The following is a 17458-nucleotide window of genomic DNA, read 5'->3' on the forward strand; positions in this document are numbered from 1 at the left end:
AACTCTAACGAATTACTCACGAAGAAGACCAGATATTTACAGAAAAAAGTGCGTTTAATCGACTACAAACGAAGATGTTTAATGTAAACGAAAGATAAATGGCGTATTTTAACTTTACCAATCTTTTTGTACTTTTTTATTATGCCTTTTCTCTGTCGCGCCTTATCTATACCACTTATATTACTGACATTAAGTTTTCCAGCAATCGCTGATGACTATCTAGCAAATATGATGAATATTATTAGCCCGTCACAATCTCAGATCTCAGTGAGCATTTGGGATGTGGAAGCTAAGCAGACTATCTACAGTCTAAACGACAATACTTTGATGCTGCCTGCGAGTATCCAAAAAGTCATTACAGCCGTGGCAGCAAGTCATCAACTGGGTAAGGACTTTCATTATCAAACTCAGCTCAGTTATGACGGCGTAATCAGCAAAAACATCTTAGAAGGTAATCTTTATATCCATTTTCAGGGTGATCCGACCCTTAAACGAATACACCTTAGTGCGCTCATCAGTAAGTTAAAGCAAAAAGGGATTAATCAAATAACGGGTTCAGTATTCTTAGTTTCAGAAGAGTCTAAACAAATACGTGCTCCTGGCTGGGCATGGGACGATTTAGGCATTTGTTACGCTGCGCCAGTATCAAATTACATCATTGATAGAAACTGCGTTAAAACGACATTGAAGCCCACTAAAGATGACTCATCAGTCTCAATTAAGTCAATATATCCAATTACCATGACTTCTACGGCTAAATTTGATTCAAGTATTGATGTAAAAGATGCACAAAAACATTTTTGTGAACTACATATGCAGCGTTTTGATAATAATCACTATGAAATTGATGGTTGTTACCCTGGTAATAAATCGATTCGATTGGCTATTGCAGTTAACGATCCTAGTTTATACAGCAAAAACGTTGTCGCTGACTTATTAACTGAAAACGAAATCAGCTATCAGAACATTGCTATAAGCTCGGACCAAACGCTCCACCTTCATGCTGGCGACACAAAACCTAATGGACACACAGTTATAGCTTCACATGAATCGGAACACTTACCAGCACTACTTAAAACCATGTTACAAAAGTCAGATAACTTAATCGCCGATAGTTTATTAAAACAAATAGGCAAAAATTATTTTTACCAATCTAAGCAAGCAATTAATCCCCAGCAGCAAGATGGATTTACTGTAGGAGCTAAAGCTATTGAACACATTATGTTAGCTTTAGACTTACCATTTATAGAGGCAAATATTGTCGATGGTTCAGGGTTATCTCGCTATAATTTGATGACAGCGCATCAAATGATGAGCTTATTACAGTTAATTAAAAGCGATGAAAACCTGCAATATATTGAAAAGCTACTCCCTGTGTCAGGGCAATCAGGTACACTGCGCTACAAAAAGTACTTTAACCAAGCGCCATTAAAAAATGAAGTAGCCGCTAAAACGGGCACCATGATGGGAGTCGAAAACCTTGCTGGCTATCTAAATGCAGCTAATGGTAAGCAATATGCCTTTGTTATCATCGAGAACGGATTAAGCCCTAAAGCTAAAAAAGCCAGATTAGCGCCCTTTAGTGCATTACTCCTGCAAACTTTAAACGACTTACCATAATTGACCTTTTAAATAATCATAAAAGCACTATTAATAAAAAAGCACTTTGTTTTCACAAAGTGCTTTTTGCTTTATTTGAGTAGTATTTAATTAAAACAAATCTGCTGGCATAGCCATGATAGAGTCATCGCCCTGGCTAACTTGAGCAATATGGAAGTCTGCCTTAGGCAATACTTTATCCATGTAAAACTTGGCAACATATTGTTTTTGCTTTGCAAAGTCTTGGTCTTCATGACCGTGAGCACGCTCGGCCATTAATAATGAATAATACCCATAAAGGATATAACCAAAGGCATCTAAGAAATCGACAGCACTAGAGTTGATCAATGCAGGTTGAGACAACTTGTGCTCATTAATGTGATTAGCAATCGTCAGTAAATTATCAAAACGCAAACTGATCGCTTTTTTATCCGCTTCTGAAACATGCTCAAGACTCGAAAGCTCAGCATTAATTTCAGCGACAAAGTTTGTCAGGGTTGCAACATTATCACCTGTAACTTTACGACCTAAAAAGTCGATTGCCTGAATACCATTGGTCCCTTCATAAATTTGCGCGATACGTGTATCACGGACAAATTGCTCAATACCTGTTTCGCGAATATAACCATGACCACCAAAGACTTGCTGGGCCATAATCGTTGAATCTAAGCCGCGATCAGTTAAAAAGGCTTTTGATACTGGTGTAAGTAAACCAACATACTTAGCCGCTTTAGCTTTTACATCGCCTTCGCCATGTTTTGCTAAATCCAGCTGTTTGCCCGTAAACACAGATAAAGCACGTCCAGCATCAGTAATCGATTTAATAGTTAGTAACATACGGCGCACATCACCATGCACGATAATAGGATCTGCACTGGCGCCTGTTGGCGAGCCACCTGCTGCAACACCTTGTACACGTTCTTTAGCGTAATCAGCGGCCATTTGGTAAGCACCTTGTGCACTTCCTAGACCTTGAATACCAATCGCTAAACGTTCGTAGTTCATCATAGTAAACATACATACTAAACCGCGATCAACGCGGCCAACTAAGAAGCCTTTAGCATTATCGTAGTTCATTACACATGTCGCTGACGCTTTAAGACCCATTTTGTGTTCTATTGAACCCACGGTTACGCCATTAGCTTCGCCCAATGTACCATCATCATTCACGCTAATTTTTGGCACTAAAAATAATGAAATACCGCTAGAATTTGGGAGTTTGGCTAATACAAGATGAATAACATTTTCTGTCAAATCATGATCGCCACCAGTAATAAATATTTTACTACCAGAAATGAGATAACTGCCGTCATCTTGTGGTTCTGCTTTAGTGCGGATATTACGTAAATCAGAACCCGCTTGAGGTTCAGTCATGTCCATTGCACCAGACCATTGGCCTGAATATAAATTAGGTAAATATTTTTCTTTTAATTCATCTGTTGCGTGGGCATTAATACATAACGCTGCACCTGCGGTTAATGAGCTGTATAAAGTGAATGAGTTACATGCGCTGTAATTCATTTCATCAACTAATACACCCAACATTTTTGGCATTCCCATGCCACCAAAATCAGGCTCACCACATAAACCAACCCAACCACCTTCTGAAAATTGCTGGTAAGTCTCTTTAAAGCCATCAGGCGTAATGACCTTACCATCCAGATGCCTAACTTCTTGTTCATCACCATTTCGGTTAATAGGTTGAATTAGGTCACGGCTAATCTTGCTCGCTTCATCTAAAATAGCGACTGCTGTGTCCATATCGACCATTTCAGCCATATTAGGCATGCTCTGCCAAGTGTTAGTGGCATCAAAAACATTTTCTAATAGAAACTGCATGTCTTTCAAAGGAGCTTGGTAAGGGTTCATATAAGACTCTTAAACAGATAATTAAAACAGTTGTTTCAATTTATACAAAAGTCATGTTAAACACAAGTTGATTCTGCATTTAAAATAGATAAAAAGTATAAAATTTCAAACTAGATATTGAAGTGCTGCTTTTATTTAAAATTAGCTTACAAGCCTTTAAATGCATAGGTTTCACTATGCTTTTCATTTAAGAAATAACGTTCTTTTGTTGCTCGAAAGCGACACCTAATAAAGCAAAGTAATCTACTATGCTTGTCATTATCAATTTTCGATGTTCTAACGTGGGATATATCATTTCTGAAGCCGTATCTCGTTTCATCGTGCCTGAAACTAAATATTGATTTTGAAGATGACCGTCAGACTCTATTGCAGCCTCAAATGCTCTAGCCATAAGTTCTGTGGGTTTCGAAAAATAATAACTACCTTGCTGTTTATCAACTGCAATTGCATTAGTAACGTATTGACTCGGCCTTTCACCATCGCTACTTAACAAAACTAATTTAAATAAAGCTGATAACTTATCATTCAGAGCATGAGGTTTAAGTAAGACATCTTTAAGCCATAAATCCGCAGCGCAGCTGAACTTTAAATTAAATGCTGACGCTTGATTAGCTCTTGTTTGTTGGCTTCCGATATCAAACGCTTTATCGACAATATAATGGTCAAAAGCGTGCCAAAATTCGTGTGCCAAGGCACCAGCTCCTGCATTTTTAGCTAATGCGAGCTCACGTGTTGTTGGTGAATAATGGGCTTGCACACCTTTTTGACCACCTCGTCCAAATAATAAATTGAGCGTTTTACGTAATCCTATTAGCTCGGTAGGCACTTGTAAGATTTGCGATAAATCCGCTAATGAATCAAAAACCAGGTTAGCTGCTATATCGGACTCTTCTCGGCTTACCCACTTTCCCACACTGATATGCCGTAAACCAAAGGTGTGCTTTATATCAATAAAGTTTGCTTGTTGGCCTTGTCGGTAATCAGAACCATTTCGATAATAGCTTGAATGTTTGAGCAATTTGCGACCTAAGTACGTTTATATGGGTGAGAGTCGTTAATTAGAAGTAAAACAAACACAAACTAATGACTAATAACGACACAATAAAAAAGCCTCTTTAAGAGGCTTTTTTATTGTGTTCATTTGCTAGTAGTAAATCAATGTTTACCACATTAAATCGTCTGGAATTGCATAATCAGCATAAGGATCATCAGCTTGTTCCACTTGATCAGCTGGGTTATTACTTGTTTCTTCCCATAAGTAACCACACCATTGCGGAACAAGTAAATTTACTCGCTCAGCTAATTTATGTGGCACAAGATAACTCTTCTCTTCATGGCGTACGATGCCTACAGCACCAGTTAACAGCTGGCCTTGAAGTTTTTCATCCACATAAATGGATAAGATTTTGTTGTCCATTGTGTAGTTAAATTTGATTTCAGCTACTTTTGGGATCTTGATAGCAAATTTAGTGAATTCAGTGATAAGCCCGCGCACTTGACCTTTTTCACTAGCCTCAGCAAAACGTTTTTCGTTTAATGCACGATCTTTTTCTGCCTGCGCTAACTTTTGATCTGCAATTTGCTTTTTTAAATCAGCGCTACCGTCATCAACTTTTGATTTCTTTTGTTTACGCTTTTGGGTTTTTACATCTCGCGCTTTTTGCTTACTCGCAAGTCCTGCTTTAAGCAATTGCTCTTGCAATGCGTTTGCCATTTAAATCACCTTTAAAAATTACTAATACTATTCAGGCAAATGTTTAGCCAGTGCATCCATTGCAGCACCCGCTCCGCCTAATGACCAACCACCATCAACTGGTAATATGGTACCGGTTATATATGAAGCCATGTCTGATGCTAAAAATAAAGCTGCATTGGCAATGTCTTGTTTGTGACCATTACGTTTGAGAGGCACACTGCCTGCTATCATTGATTTTAATCCTTCACTCGGCGCTAAGCGATCAAAACCTTCTGTTTCTGCGATGGGACCCGGCACAATAGAGTTAACTCTAATACCATCAACGCCCCACTCTATGGCTAAAGTACGGGTTAGCATATCAACTCCCGCCTTTGCAGCACAAACATGGACTTGTAATGCCATAGGGACATAAGCTTGCGGCGCCGAAATCTGAATCACACTTGCACTGGCACCTTCACCTCTTTCTTTAATACCCTTTATGAGCAAAGGATAGGCTTGTTTAATAACTTGAAAGCTACCAAGTAAATCAATATCCATAACTGATTTAAAACCATTAACAGATAAATCTTTAGCCCTTGCAGGGAAGTTTCCAGCTGCGCCGCTGACTAGTACATCAATAAAACCAAATTCAGACTCAATCGTAGCAAAACCCGAGGCCACCGCTTCAACATCTCTGACATCAAAACTGACACCAATATGCTTTCCTGATTTTCCAGAAAGCTTTAATGTATTAACTGCAGCATTAACTTTCTCAATACTACGACTGGCTACTGCTACATTGGCACCTTGATTAGCAAAGGCACAAGCAATGCCTAAGTTAATCCCACTGGTTCCACCAATTACAACAACGTTCTTTCCTTGATAATCAAACATATTGCACTCCTGCATAATTTGTTGATAAACAGCAGCTATATAAACAGTAACGATAAATACAGCATTCGATGAACACGCCACTCATAACGTGATAATAATTGCACTGAGTAAATAAAATTACTTCAGCGAGTTAACTATCTGATGTAATGACGCAAGTGGGTCAGCAGCTTTGGTGATTGGTCTACCAATCACTAAATAATCAGAGCCCGCTGCAATTGCTTTTGGTGGTGTCATCACGCGGTGTTGATCGCCAACATCTGCGCCAACAGGTCGAATACCAGGGGTGATTAAGTTGAAATCTTTACCGAATGTTGTTTTAAGCATTGTGGCTTCTTGGGCTGAACACACAACGCCGTCAAGTCCTGCTTGCTGTGTAAGAGATGCCAAACGTTTAACATGTTCTGATGCTGGTACGTTAATGCCCAGTAATGCTAGGTCTTCATCACTCATTGACGTCAGTACGGTCACAGCAATGAGTAATGGCGCATCATCACCATAATTAGTTAAAGCATTTTTAGCGGCTTGCATCATGGCCAAACCACCACTTGCATGTACGTTAGTCATCCAAACACCTAAATCAGCTGCCGCTGATACCGCTTTAGCGACAGTATTAGGAATATCGTGGAATTTTAAATCTAGAAATAAATCGAAATCACGGTCGTGAATATCTTTTACCAATTGAGGGCCAAATAAAGTAAACATTTCTTTGCCTACCTTTAAGCGACACATAGTCGGATCAAGCTTATCAATCAGTGATAGTGCCTCACTTTTATTGTCATAATCTAAGGCTACTACAATCGGTTTATCTGCCATGTTTACTCCGTAAGGTGTTAATTTACACACTACAATTTAATGACTGATTGCAGTGTGTTTGATTTGCTTGTTTCTTATAAAATCTTATCGCGTAAAGGTATGAGCAAGTGAACTCTAATAAAAATTTAACTAAATCAATTATAAGTGTTCAGTTGTTATTCTCCATCGAGACCTTTGACTCTTTTAATGCTGCCCCATTCTTTACATGAAGGACAATGCCAATAAAGGCTATGAGCAGGAAATCCACATGAACAACAACGATAACTCGGTCTGAATTTAATTTGTTGTTCAACTAATTTTTCGAGCATAGCTAGACTTTGTTTTGCTTGACCATCTTCGGCTTGTTTGATATGAAGCTGCATTAAATGCTGAAAGCCTTTCATCGTGGGATGTCGATATAGATGATCTAACACCATTTTTTCAGCACTTTTTGTTTGTCCTTGCTCAATCTTATGTTGAGCAAGTGCGATGATAACACTCGCTCCTGCACCAGACTCTAATGCTTGTTGAAGTAATGATTGATAACCATCTAGATCATTACTGTCACGATAAACTTGTCGAGCAACGCCAATAGCGTCCGAGAATAATTCAATGTCAGCAAGCTTTAACTCAAGCAGCGACTTTTTACATAAACTCACTTGTTCACTATCAAGATAGATTTTCGCGAGTGTTAACCACGAGCGGCCACATTTATCATCAAGTTTAATACCTTGCTGTAATAATTTGATTTTTTCTGCCGTATCAATTGCTTCATCAGCAAGTTGGCAATAAAAGTGCGCTGTAATTGATTTTAGTGCTTGTTGACGTTTTCGGCTTAAGCCTTTGGTGATGTTAATGGCATTTTGCCATTCTTTGGTGACTTGATAGATTGAAATTAATTGAGTTTCGGCTTCTTCACTGTGGTCATCTTGACTCACTAGATTCAAAAATATTTCTTCCGCTCTATCGTAAAAGCCAGCGGCTAAATAATCTTTGCCTAACTCCATCATAGCAATATCACGTTGCTCAGTAGTAAGGCTCGGTCTTGCAATGAGGTTTTGGTGAATGCGTATAGAGCGGTCTACTTCACCGCGCTTTCTAAACAGTGAGCCTAACGATAAATGTGTATCAATCGTTTCGTCGTCGACATCTAGCATGGTGATAAACAAATCGACTGCTTTATCAGATTCGTTTGAAAGTAAGAAGTTAAGCCCAGTAAAATAGTCTCTACTGAGTTTTTTACTTTGCTGTTTTTGATTCTGTCGTATGCTTCTTCGTCCCATATACCAGCCATATCCGGCGGCTATAGGTAACAACAGAAAGAGGATCTCTAGCATATTACGCGGCGGTATCCTGTGCTGTTACTGCTACTGGTTCTGCTACCTTGTCCGTTAACTGTGCAATGGTCTTATTTCTTTTTCTTAGCACCATTTTTAATTTAACAATGTAGTAAGCGGCAAATAACCAGCTAATGATAAAGCCAGCTAAAAAGACAACTGCAAGTACCACAGGTAATCGATACTGACCTTCAGCTACAAAATAACTGACTGTAACAATTTGCTCGTTCTTGGCACCGAAAAGAAGAGCAAGAACAAAGAATAATCCGACAATAACAATGGCAATAAAAGATTTCACGTGCAGCTCCATTTTATCTGTGAAAGATAGGACCGAAATTTACCAATATAATGATTATCCAAGAATTTTAGTCAACTAACCAGCTTTGGTGAGCATTAGATACAAAAAAGCCTCCAAAAGGAGGCTTTTTAATCAAGCGTTAATCAATGATTAACCGCATCGACACGTTCACGCAGTTCTTTGCCAGGCTTAAAGTGCGGTACGTATTTGCCTTCCAAGTCAACTGAGGTTCCAGTTTTTGGGTTACGGCCTACACGTGGTGCACGGAAATGAAGTGAAAAACTACCAAAACCACGGATCTCAATACGATCACCGCCTTCCAATGTTGTCGCCATTTGCTCTAACATTTCTTTAATAGCACTTTCCACTTCTTTCGCCGACAGCTGCGACTGCCTAGTGGCGAGTTTTTCGATCAGTTCGGATTTTGTCATCCTATACCCTCTATTATCAAGCCAAACACAGTCGCCTAATGGGAAACAAAGTGCGTTTCCCACACAACAGGCGATTTATTACTTACGAGCTGCTTTGAACGCTTCAGCCATTGCATTACTAATAACAGCATCATCTTGCTTGTTAATAGTTGCCATTGCTTCTTTCTCATCTGCTTCATCTTTCGCTTTGATAGATAAGCTGATAGAACGGTTCTTGCGATCTACGCCCATGAACTTAGATTCAACTTTGTCACCTACAGCGAATACTGTAGATGCGTCTTCGATACGCTCGCGAGAGATATCTGCAACGCGAAGGTAACCTTCAACAGTTTCAGCTAGTTCAATTGTAACGCCTTTAGCGTCAACAGCAGTAACTACACCATTTACAATAGTACCTTTCTTCTTGTCTGCCAAGTAGGCATTGAAAGGATCGTCTTCAGTTTGCTTAACGCCTAAGCTGATACGCTCACGCTCAGGGTCAACTGAAAGAACTACTGCATGGATTTCGTCACCTTTCTTGTACTCAGATACAGCGTCTTCGCCAGTACCGTTCCAAGAAATGTCAGATAAGTGAACAAGACCGTCGATGCCGCCGTCAAGACCAATGAAGATACCGAAGTCAGTGATAGACTTGATCTTACCAGAAACTTTATCGCCCTTGTTGAAACGAGTAGCGAAATCATCCCATGGATTAGTCTTACATTGCTTAAGACCTAGAGAAATACGACGACGTTCTTCATCGATGTCTAGAACTAGAACTTCAACTTCATCACCTAAGTTAACAACTTTAGATGGGTGGATGTTCTTGTTAGTCCAATCCATTTCAGAAACGTGAACAAGACCTTCAACGCCTTCTTCGATTTCAACGAAACAACCGTAGTCAGTTAGGTTAGTTACGCGACCAGTAAGACGTGTGCTTTCTGGGTAACGCTTGCTGATTTCTAACCATGGATCTTCGCCAAGTTGCTTAAGACCTAGTGAAACGCGAGTACGCTCACGGTCATACTTAAGAACTTTAACGTTGATTTCGTCACCAACATTAACGATTTCAGATGGGTGCTTAACACGCTTCCAAGCCATATCAGTGATATGTAGAAGACCGTCAACGCCACCTAAGTCTACGAATGCACCGTAGTCAGTAAGGTTCTTAACGATACCTTTAACTGCTTGACCTTCTTGAAGGTTCTCAAGAAGAGCATCACGCTCTGCACTGCTTTCTGATTCGATAACAGCACGACGAGAAACAACAACGTTGTTACGCTTCTGGTCAAGTTTGATAACTTTGAATTCTAATTCTTTGTACTCTAGGTGAGCAGTATCGCGAACTGGGCGAACGTCTACTAGAGAACCTGGTAAGAAGGCACGGATACCGTTTAATTCAACAGTGAAACCACCTTTAACTTTACCATTGATGATACCGATTACAGTTTCAGCATCTTCGTAAGCTTTTTCTAGAACAATCCAAGCTTCGTGACGTTTCGCTTTTTCACGAGATAATTGAGTTTCACCGAAACCGTCTTCAACAGAGTCAAGTGCAACATCAACTTCGTCGCCAACAGCGATTTCTAAAACACCTTGAGCGTTTTTGAATTCGTCAGCAGAAATTGGGCTTTCAGACTTAAGACCAGCGTCAACTAGTACAGTACCGTTTTCGATGCGTACAACTACGCCGCGTACGATAGAACCAGGACGGAACTCAAGTTCATTTAGAGATTGTTCAAATAGATCAGCAAAAGATTCAGTCATTTTATGATTACTTTCTTTTATAAACCACCATCCATCCTAGATGTGGAGTCAATTAATTTATTTACATCATCCGTGATATAAATGTTGTTTCATAATTTCTCAGAATTAAGAAATTACGTTAAGTTTTTATTGATGTGTTCAAGCACAAGCTCAAGCACTTCATTAATACCTATGCCACTAGTATCAATAACTAGCGCGTCATCTGCAGGCACTAAAGGTGAGACAGAACGATTAATATCGCGGTCATCACGTTCAATGATTTCAGATAAAAGGCGATCGATATTAACATCGAAGCCCTTGTCCTGCAACTGTTTATAGCGTCTCTGCGCCCTTTCCTCAGCCGATGCGGTCAAGAAAATTTTGGCTGGTGCTTTAGGAAAAACGACAGTTCCCATGTCACGTCCATCAGCAACTAAACCAGGTTCACTACTAAAAGCTCTCTGGCGTCGAAGTAATGCTTCACGAACGCGTGGAAATGCTGCGATTTTTGAAGCTGCATTACCACACTCTTGGGTACGGATGCTTGTTGAAACATCTTCGCCTTCAAGAATCACTTTTACGAGATCAGTACCTGTTAAAAACTGCACATCTAAATGAGCGGCTAATAATGTAATAGCTTCTTCATTTTCTAATTCAACATTATGATGAATTGCAGCTAGGGCTAATACACGATAGATAGCTCCGCTATCTAATAAGTGCCATTCTAGTTTTTGCGCAACTAGTTGACATATGGTCCCTTTCCCTGCACCGCTTGGTCCGTCGATTGTGACTACTGGAGCACGTTCAGACATAAATTCCTCCGAAAAAAAACAATCTTCCATGAAAGTAAAAAAGGTTCATCAAAATGAGCGCGCAGCATTGTATAATAATTTTGCTCAAAAAACTGGAGTATTTTGTAAGTTCACTAACCAGATCAAAACAACGGCAGTATATTGACTGCCGTCATTTTTATGAAGAATGAAATCGAGCGAATTACTGAGCTAGGCGAGCAAACTCAGCAAAATAGGTTGGGAAAGTTTTAGAAGTACAATCTGGGTCATTAATGGTAATCCCGCATTCAGCAAAGGCCATCATTGAAAAGCACATCGCCATACGATGGTCATTATAGGTATCAATTGCAGCAGTATTTAACACTGCTGGTGGTGTAACAGCGATGAAATCATGACCTTCTTCAACTGTTGCACCAACCTTACGTAACTCAGTTGCCATGGCTGATAAACGATCGGTTTCTTTAATACGCCAATTGTAAATATTTGTGATTTTGGTTGTTCCTTCAGCAAATAGCGCCGCAGTAGCAATTGTCATTGCCGCATCAGGAATATGATTCATATCTAAATCAACAGCACTAAGCTTTGCTTGTCTGGCAATAATGTAATCATCGCCCCACTCTATATCTGCGCCCATTTTTTCAAGCACATCAGCAAATTTTACATCGCCTTGAATACTTAGCTTACCTACACCAGTGACTTTAACTTCACCACCTTGGATTGCACCAGCAGCGAGAAAGTATGATGCTGAAGATGCATCACCTTCAACTAACACTTTACCAGGTGATACATATTGTTGACCGGTTTGAATTTCGAATCTGCGATAGTCATGATTAATCACTTTCACACCAAACTGCGCCATTAACGCTATAGTAATATCGATGTAAGGCTTAGAAACTAACTCGCCCTTAATATTAATATTCACGGTATCTTTAGTTAAAGGAGCAACCATTAACAAAGCCGTCAAAAACTGACTTGATAAATCACCTGCAATTTCAACTTCACCGCCACTTAGGCCATCAGCGTTAATTGTGAGAGGTGGAAAACCATCATTTTTTAAATAGGTAACATTCGCGCCAAGTTGACGTAAAGAATCAACCAAATCGCCAATGGGTCTTTCTTCCATACGCGGCTCACCAGTTAAGGTAAACTCGCCTGAGCCGAGTGTTAGTGCGGCACAAAGAGGTCGCATTGCCGTGCCTGCATTGCCTAAAAACAACGTCTGTGCTTGTTCGGCGCTTAAAGGCTTACCTAAGCCTTCGAGTTCACATACTGTATTATTTTCAGATAACTGATAGTTCACACCAAGCTGCTTTAGCGATGCCAACATATAACGAATGTCATCAGAGTCTAGTAAGTTAGTTAACGTCGTTTTCCCTTTAGCAAGCGTTGCAAGGAGTAATGCTCGATTTGAAATACTCTTTGAGCCAGGAATATTAACCACACCGCTTACTTTTTTTACTGGTTCTAGACGCAATTGTTTCATTAGTAATTCTTCTTAAATAATTTCTAGCTAAACGCGAGAATGTCTGTAGACAATAGATAACGACTTGTTTGTCAATTTATCTATACGATTTGTGCACTATTAGTTTGATTAATTATTCGTGCCTACAAATTTACTCATTGCAGCCTATGATTCAAGGGAAATATGACTTTTATTTACTGTTTTTCAGCCAACTTGAATAAAATGAATGAAAAACACTCGATCAAACGTCTTCTTAGCTAATACAACATCAGTTTTAGGTTCAAACTGTAAACTTGAGTGTTGAAAAAAAGAGGTTTTCACAGATATTGAAAAAAAGGCATTTCAATCAGCAATTAATCTACGTTACCCTTAAGTAAATCCTACTAACGCTGATTTATTAGCTGATTACATTATAAGGTCAACGGCCATGTTCAATACTTTAACTGCAATGCCTGCAGATCCAATCCTGGGATTACTGACCCAGTACCGCCAAGACAATCACCCTCAAAAAATTGATTTAGGTGTCGGCGTATATAAAGATCCAGTTGGTCACACGCCTATCTTAGATTGTGTAAAAAAAGCAGAGCAACTCAGAACTGATACTGAAACCACCAAAGTGTATATTGGCCCAACGGGTTCAGAGCAGTTTAATCGTTTAATGACAGAACTCGCTTTTGGTCAATCACACGCTGCATTACTCGCCGATCGTATTCGAACAGTGTCAACGCCTGGTGGAACTGGGGCACTAAGAGTCGCTGCGGAATTTATCAAAAGCTGTAATCCTAATACGGTAATTTGGGTGAGCGATCCGACTTGGGCTAACCATACAGGTTTATTTGAAGCGGCTGGTTTAACTGTTAAAACGTATCCTTATTATGACTACGATACCAAAACACTAAAATTTGAAGAAATGAAAGCAGCGCTTAGCCTAATAAGCCAAGATGATGTTGTTTTGCTGCATGCTTGTTGCCACAACCCAAGTGGGATGGACTTATCTGTTGAGCAATGGAATGAAGTCATTGCAATTACGGCTAAGCAAGGTTTTACGCCTTTAATCGATATGGCTTACCAAGGTTTCGGGGATGGTGTTGATGAAGATGCCTACGGCGTTCGTCAGATGGCTGCAGCCGTCGAAGAAATGATTTTGTGTAGCTCTTGCTCTAAAAACTTCGGTTTATATCGTGAACGTATTGGTGCGTGTACCCTAGTCGCCAAAGACAGTAATACTGCCAATGTTGCCTTTTCAGTGCTGCTTTATGTCGTCCGCTGTATTTACTCAATGCCGCCAGCACACGGTGCAGCAATTGTAGAAACCATTCTTGGCACACCAGAACTTAAGCAACAATGGTTAGATGAACTAACAGTAATGCGAAACCGCATTAACGGCAATCGACAAATGTTAGTGAACAAACTAATTGAAAATGGCGTTAAACAAGACTTCAACTTTATTGCCAACCAAAAAGGCATGTTTTCATTTTTAGGCATTAATGCTGAGCAAGTGGAAACATTAAAGCAGCAACATAGTATTTATATGGTCGGTTCTAGCCGGATGAGTATTGCAGGTATAAGCGAAGCAAATGTAGATTATCTAGCAAAATCTATCAGCTCAATTCTTTAATTAAACCAAAAAGCGAATGACCTAAATGTCATTCGCTTTTTCTCTTATCTTTTAAGTTTCGCTATTTACATAGACTAACAATGCTTTTGGCAAATGCTTCCATAAAGCTGACTAAAGCTTGTACGCCTGATAACGGCATTGCGTTGTAAATACTTGCACGCATACCACCAACAATACGATGTCCCTTCAGCGCAACTAGCCCTGCTAATTCTGCCTGCTTTAAAAACTCACTATCTAAGTTGTTATCAGTAAGCTGAAAGGTGACATTCATTCTTGAGCGGTTCGCTGATACCACGCCATTTTTATAAAATGGATTATCATCGATGCACTGATATAACAGATCGGCTTTTTGTTTATTAACGGCTTCAATGGCACTGACTCCGCCCTGCGCTGTTAACCAGTCAAATACTTCAGCTGCAAGATACCAAGCAAAAGTCGGTGGCGTGTTAAACATAGAATCATTTGCTTGAGCTACACTGTAATCCATAATAGAAGATTGAGGTAAGCTAGGTAGTTTAAGCATATCATCACGAACAATGACAATTGATAAACCTGAAGGACCGATGTTTTTTTGTGCTCCTGCATAGATTAGACCGTACTGACTCACATCAATTTTACGTGACATAATAGTTGATGATAAATCAACAACCACAGGCCAAGGGCTATCTAAATTGTCAAAAATCTCGATACCATCTACAGTCTCATTGGCACAAAAATGCACGTAACGATAATCTTTGTCGATGCTGTGTAAATCAGGTAACACGACTTGGTTTAAACCAGACTTATTTTCAACGATATTAAGTTGATCAATATTGTCTTCACCAACTAACTTTACTGCTTCTTTAACTGCGGCAGTTGACCATTGGCCATTAACTAAATAAAGCGCTTTACCATTATCACCTAAAAAGTTGTTAACCACATTGGTGAATTGGCCACGTCCGCCACCATGCATAAATAGCACATGGTAGTTATTTGGAATATCCATTAGCTCGCGTAATGTTTTTTCAGCATGTTGGGTCAATGCAATAAACTCTTTACTACGGTGACTAATTTCCATGACGGAGACACCCAAACCATTCCAATCGATTAACTCTTGCTGTGCTTTTTGCATTACAGCTTGTGGTAACATGGCAGGTCCAGCACAAAAATTATAAATAGCGCTCACAGCATTGTCCTTTATCGTTTTGGGTTAAAACATTAAATTGATAGCATTTTGATAAGCAGTATATCTCAACTGTTTGGTGGCTAAAATGAAAAATAATCATAAAGCGATTAAGGATTGAAATTATTCAATTTACAACACGTTTAAATATTATCTTAGAGGTATTATTTGATAGAATTCACTGCTTATTTGACAGTTAAAAGCTTTAGATTTTAAAAGCTGCTGTTTAAATAAACTAAGTTACTTTTAAAATCGGTTACTTTGCTTGTTTATTAGTAAAGTTTCATCATTAATGACTAGTAAGTTAGCCTGTTATGCACAACAATACTTGTATACAAGTTAGTAACAAACGTCGTTTTGTTTTCTAATAGCGTCACAAATACAATAAAAAATAAGCCGTTTAAACGGTCATTGGAACTGTAAATGCTTTTAAAACCTATTTTGCTTTTAGGCACGTTATCTATCGGGGCACTTAGCTCTATTTCTTCTTTAGCCGCGACGCAATCTGAATATATTCAAATAACAAATAACTTCAAACAAAATTTTCACAGTCAACTAAGAAAAAGCAAAGTTCCCGGTGGCGCTTTTGTTATTGTTGAAGGCGATCAAGTATTAAAACTGAGTACTTATGGTAAGCGTACAAGAGGTGGCAGTTTAAATGTAAACGCTGATACTGTTTTTAGACTAGCGTCCGTGTCTAAAACATTTGCTGGAACATTGGCTAGCATGCTGGTAAACGAGAAAAAATTAAGCTGGCAACAACCTATCGTAAGCTACCTACCTGAATTTACCCTTGCAGATAAACAACAAGCTAAAGACATTAATCTTGGTCATATCATTGGCCAAAGTACCGGGTTGATGCCAAATAGCTACGATAATTTAATCAATGCTAATGTCGACATGGAAAGGATCATCAATAAGTTCTCTGAGTTGACGCCTATGTGCCAACCAGGTGTTTGTTACAGCTATCAAAATGTCGCGTTTTCATTTATAGAAAATGCGATTGAACAACAATCTGGTCAATCTTACGAAGACTTACTACAACAGAAAATATTTTCACCCCTCAATATGAAAACTGCATCTATTGGTTATGATGCATTTGATCAGCAAAGTAATCGCGCTGAACCTCACGTTAAGACAAAGTCTGGTTTCAGAAAAGTGACCGTAAAACCGAACTATTATGCTGTTGCGCCGGCAGCTGGAGTTAATGCCAGTATTACTGATATGTCAAAATGGCTCATTGCAAACCTTGGCGAAAACCCTGGTGTGTTGTCAAATAGTGTTATCAAGGATGTCACAACCGCTGGTGTCAGAACTACGAAAGAGCTAAGACGACGTGATTGGCGTACCTACCTAGATAACGCTCATTATGGAAAAGGCTGGCGAGTGTATGAATTTGAAGGTAGACCATTAATTTATCATGCTGGTTGGGTTGCGGGCTATGTGGCTGAAGTGTCTTATTCTCCAGAGCTTAATATCGGTATGGCAATGCTGCTCAATGGTGAGTCACGGGTTATCGCTAAGCTAAGCTCAAATTTCTGGCGAGATACTTTTAAAAGAGCCGATACACTTACGAAGAATAGTCATTAAGCACTAATTTTTGTTCAGTGTAGTAATAGTTTTTGAACTGTGATTAACAGTGAGTAAATAACTAATGCTCATTAGCTTTAAGTATTTAACCTGAGCCCGGGATAACAACTTGCTTTCTAGAGGCTATTTTTACTGATAACGGCGTTAAATTTGTTTGCAATAGGCCAGCTATTGACGCACAAATTTGCCTTGTTCTAAGCAAAAATATCTCTCTA

General features: G+C 39.3%; 15 protein-coding genes. 3 read left to right on the top strand and 12 right to left on the bottom strand.

What is annotated here, in order from left to right:
- The first annotated feature begins 231 nt into the window (after nucleotides 1–231).
- Complete coding sequence (gene dacB / locus AC0L4E_RS08985; RefSeq protein WP_473678916.1) at nucleotides 232–1620, top strand: D-alanyl-D-alanine carboxypeptidase/D-alanyl-D-alanine endopeptidase; 1389 nt, start codon at nucleotides 232–234, stop codon at nucleotides 1618–1620.
- Between the two features lie 90 nt (nucleotides 1621–1710).
- On the opposite strand, the gene AC0L4E_RS08990 is transcribed toward dacB, so the two are convergent.
- The 11 genes from AC0L4E_RS08990 to aroA all read right to left on the bottom strand — a co-directional run bounded on the left by AC0L4E_RS08990 (nucleotide 1711) and on the right by aroA (nucleotide 12894).
- Nucleotides 1711–3468, bottom strand: a complete 1758-nt coding sequence (locus AC0L4E_RS08990) for an acyl-CoA dehydrogenase C-terminal domain-containing protein (RefSeq protein ID WP_473678917.1) — start codon at nucleotides 3466–3468, stop codon at nucleotides 1711–1713.
- A 187-nt stretch (nucleotides 3469–3655) separates the two neighbouring features.
- Nucleotides 3656–4486, bottom strand: a complete 831-nt coding sequence (locus AC0L4E_RS08995) for a CLCA_X family protein (protein ID WP_473678918.1) — start codon at nucleotides 4484–4486, stop codon at nucleotides 3656–3658.
- Between the two features lie 144 nt (nucleotides 4487–4630).
- On the bottom strand, nucleotides 4631–5182 hold the full coding sequence (locus AC0L4E_RS09000; RefSeq protein ID WP_473678919.1) for a DUF2058 domain-containing protein: 552 nt from the start codon (nucleotides 5180–5182) through the stop codon (nucleotides 4631–4633).
- Nucleotides 5183–5209: 27 nt separating this feature from the next.
- Nucleotides 5210–6052, bottom strand: coding sequence for an SDR family oxidoreductase (locus tag AC0L4E_RS09005; protein ID WP_473681578.1), 843 nt, complete (start codon nucleotides 6050–6052; stop codon nucleotides 5210–5212).
- Nucleotides 6053–6154: 102 nt separating this feature from the next.
- On the bottom strand, nucleotides 6155–6850 hold the full coding sequence (gene pyrF, locus AC0L4E_RS09010) for an orotidine-5'-phosphate decarboxylase (RefSeq protein ID WP_473678920.1): 696 nt from the start codon (nucleotides 6848–6850) through the stop codon (nucleotides 6155–6157).
- Between the two features lie 155 nt (nucleotides 6851–7005).
- Nucleotides 7006–8166, bottom strand: coding sequence for a lipopolysaccharide assembly protein LapB (lapB, locus tag AC0L4E_RS09015; RefSeq protein ID WP_473678921.1), 1161 nt, complete (start codon nucleotides 8164–8166; stop codon nucleotides 7006–7008).
- 1 nt (nucleotide 8167) lies between these two features.
- Complete coding sequence (locus tag AC0L4E_RS09020; protein ID WP_473678922.1) at nucleotides 8168–8464, bottom strand: LapA family protein; 297 nt, start codon at nucleotides 8462–8464, stop codon at nucleotides 8168–8170.
- Nucleotides 8465–8607: 143 nt separating this feature from the next.
- Nucleotides 8608–8895 (bottom strand): integration host factor subunit beta, encoded by a 288-nt coding sequence (gene ihfB / locus AC0L4E_RS09025; RefSeq protein WP_153914705.1) that lies wholly within the window; start codon nucleotides 8893–8895, stop codon nucleotides 8608–8610.
- Nucleotides 8896–8973: 78 nt separating this feature from the next.
- Nucleotides 8974–10662, bottom strand: a complete 1689-nt coding sequence (rpsA, locus tag AC0L4E_RS09030; RefSeq protein ID WP_259651398.1) for a 30S ribosomal protein S1 — start codon at nucleotides 10660–10662, stop codon at nucleotides 8974–8976.
- Nucleotides 10663–10754: 92 nt separating this feature from the next.
- Nucleotides 10755–11432, bottom strand: a complete 678-nt coding sequence (gene cmk, locus AC0L4E_RS09035; RefSeq protein ID WP_220755417.1) for a (d)CMP kinase — start codon at nucleotides 11430–11432, stop codon at nucleotides 10755–10757.
- A 181-nt stretch (nucleotides 11433–11613) separates the two neighbouring features.
- A complete protein-coding gene (gene aroA, locus AC0L4E_RS09040) occupies nucleotides 11614–12894 on the bottom strand; it encodes a 3-phosphoshikimate 1-carboxyvinyltransferase (protein WP_473678923.1) in 1281 nt (426 codons plus the stop codon).
- Between the two features lie 406 nt (nucleotides 12895–13300).
- Here aroA and AC0L4E_RS09045 point away from each other — a divergent pair, with 406 nt between their 5' ends.
- The gene (locus AC0L4E_RS09045; RefSeq protein WP_473678924.1) at nucleotides 13301–14491 is read left to right on the top strand and encodes an amino acid aminotransferase; all 1191 of its coding nucleotides are present in this window, start codon (nucleotides 13301–13303) and stop codon (nucleotides 14489–14491) included.
- A gap of 61 nt (nucleotides 14492–14552) precedes the next feature.
- Here AC0L4E_RS09045 and serC read toward each other — a convergent pair whose 3' ends face one another.
- Nucleotides 14553–15656, bottom strand: a complete 1104-nt coding sequence (gene serC, locus AC0L4E_RS09050) for a 3-phosphoserine/phosphohydroxythreonine transaminase (RefSeq protein ID WP_473678925.1) — start codon at nucleotides 15654–15656, stop codon at nucleotides 14553–14555.
- 420 nt (nucleotides 15657–16076) lie between these two features.
- Here serC and AC0L4E_RS09055 point away from each other — a divergent pair, with 420 nt between their 5' ends.
- Nucleotides 16077–17243, top strand: a complete 1167-nt coding sequence (locus AC0L4E_RS09055) for a serine hydrolase domain-containing protein (RefSeq protein WP_473678926.1) — start codon at nucleotides 16077–16079, stop codon at nucleotides 17241–17243.
- Nucleotides 17244–17458: the final 215 nt, after the last annotated feature.

This window comes from Shewanella sp. GJ50-10, assembly GCF_055808815.1.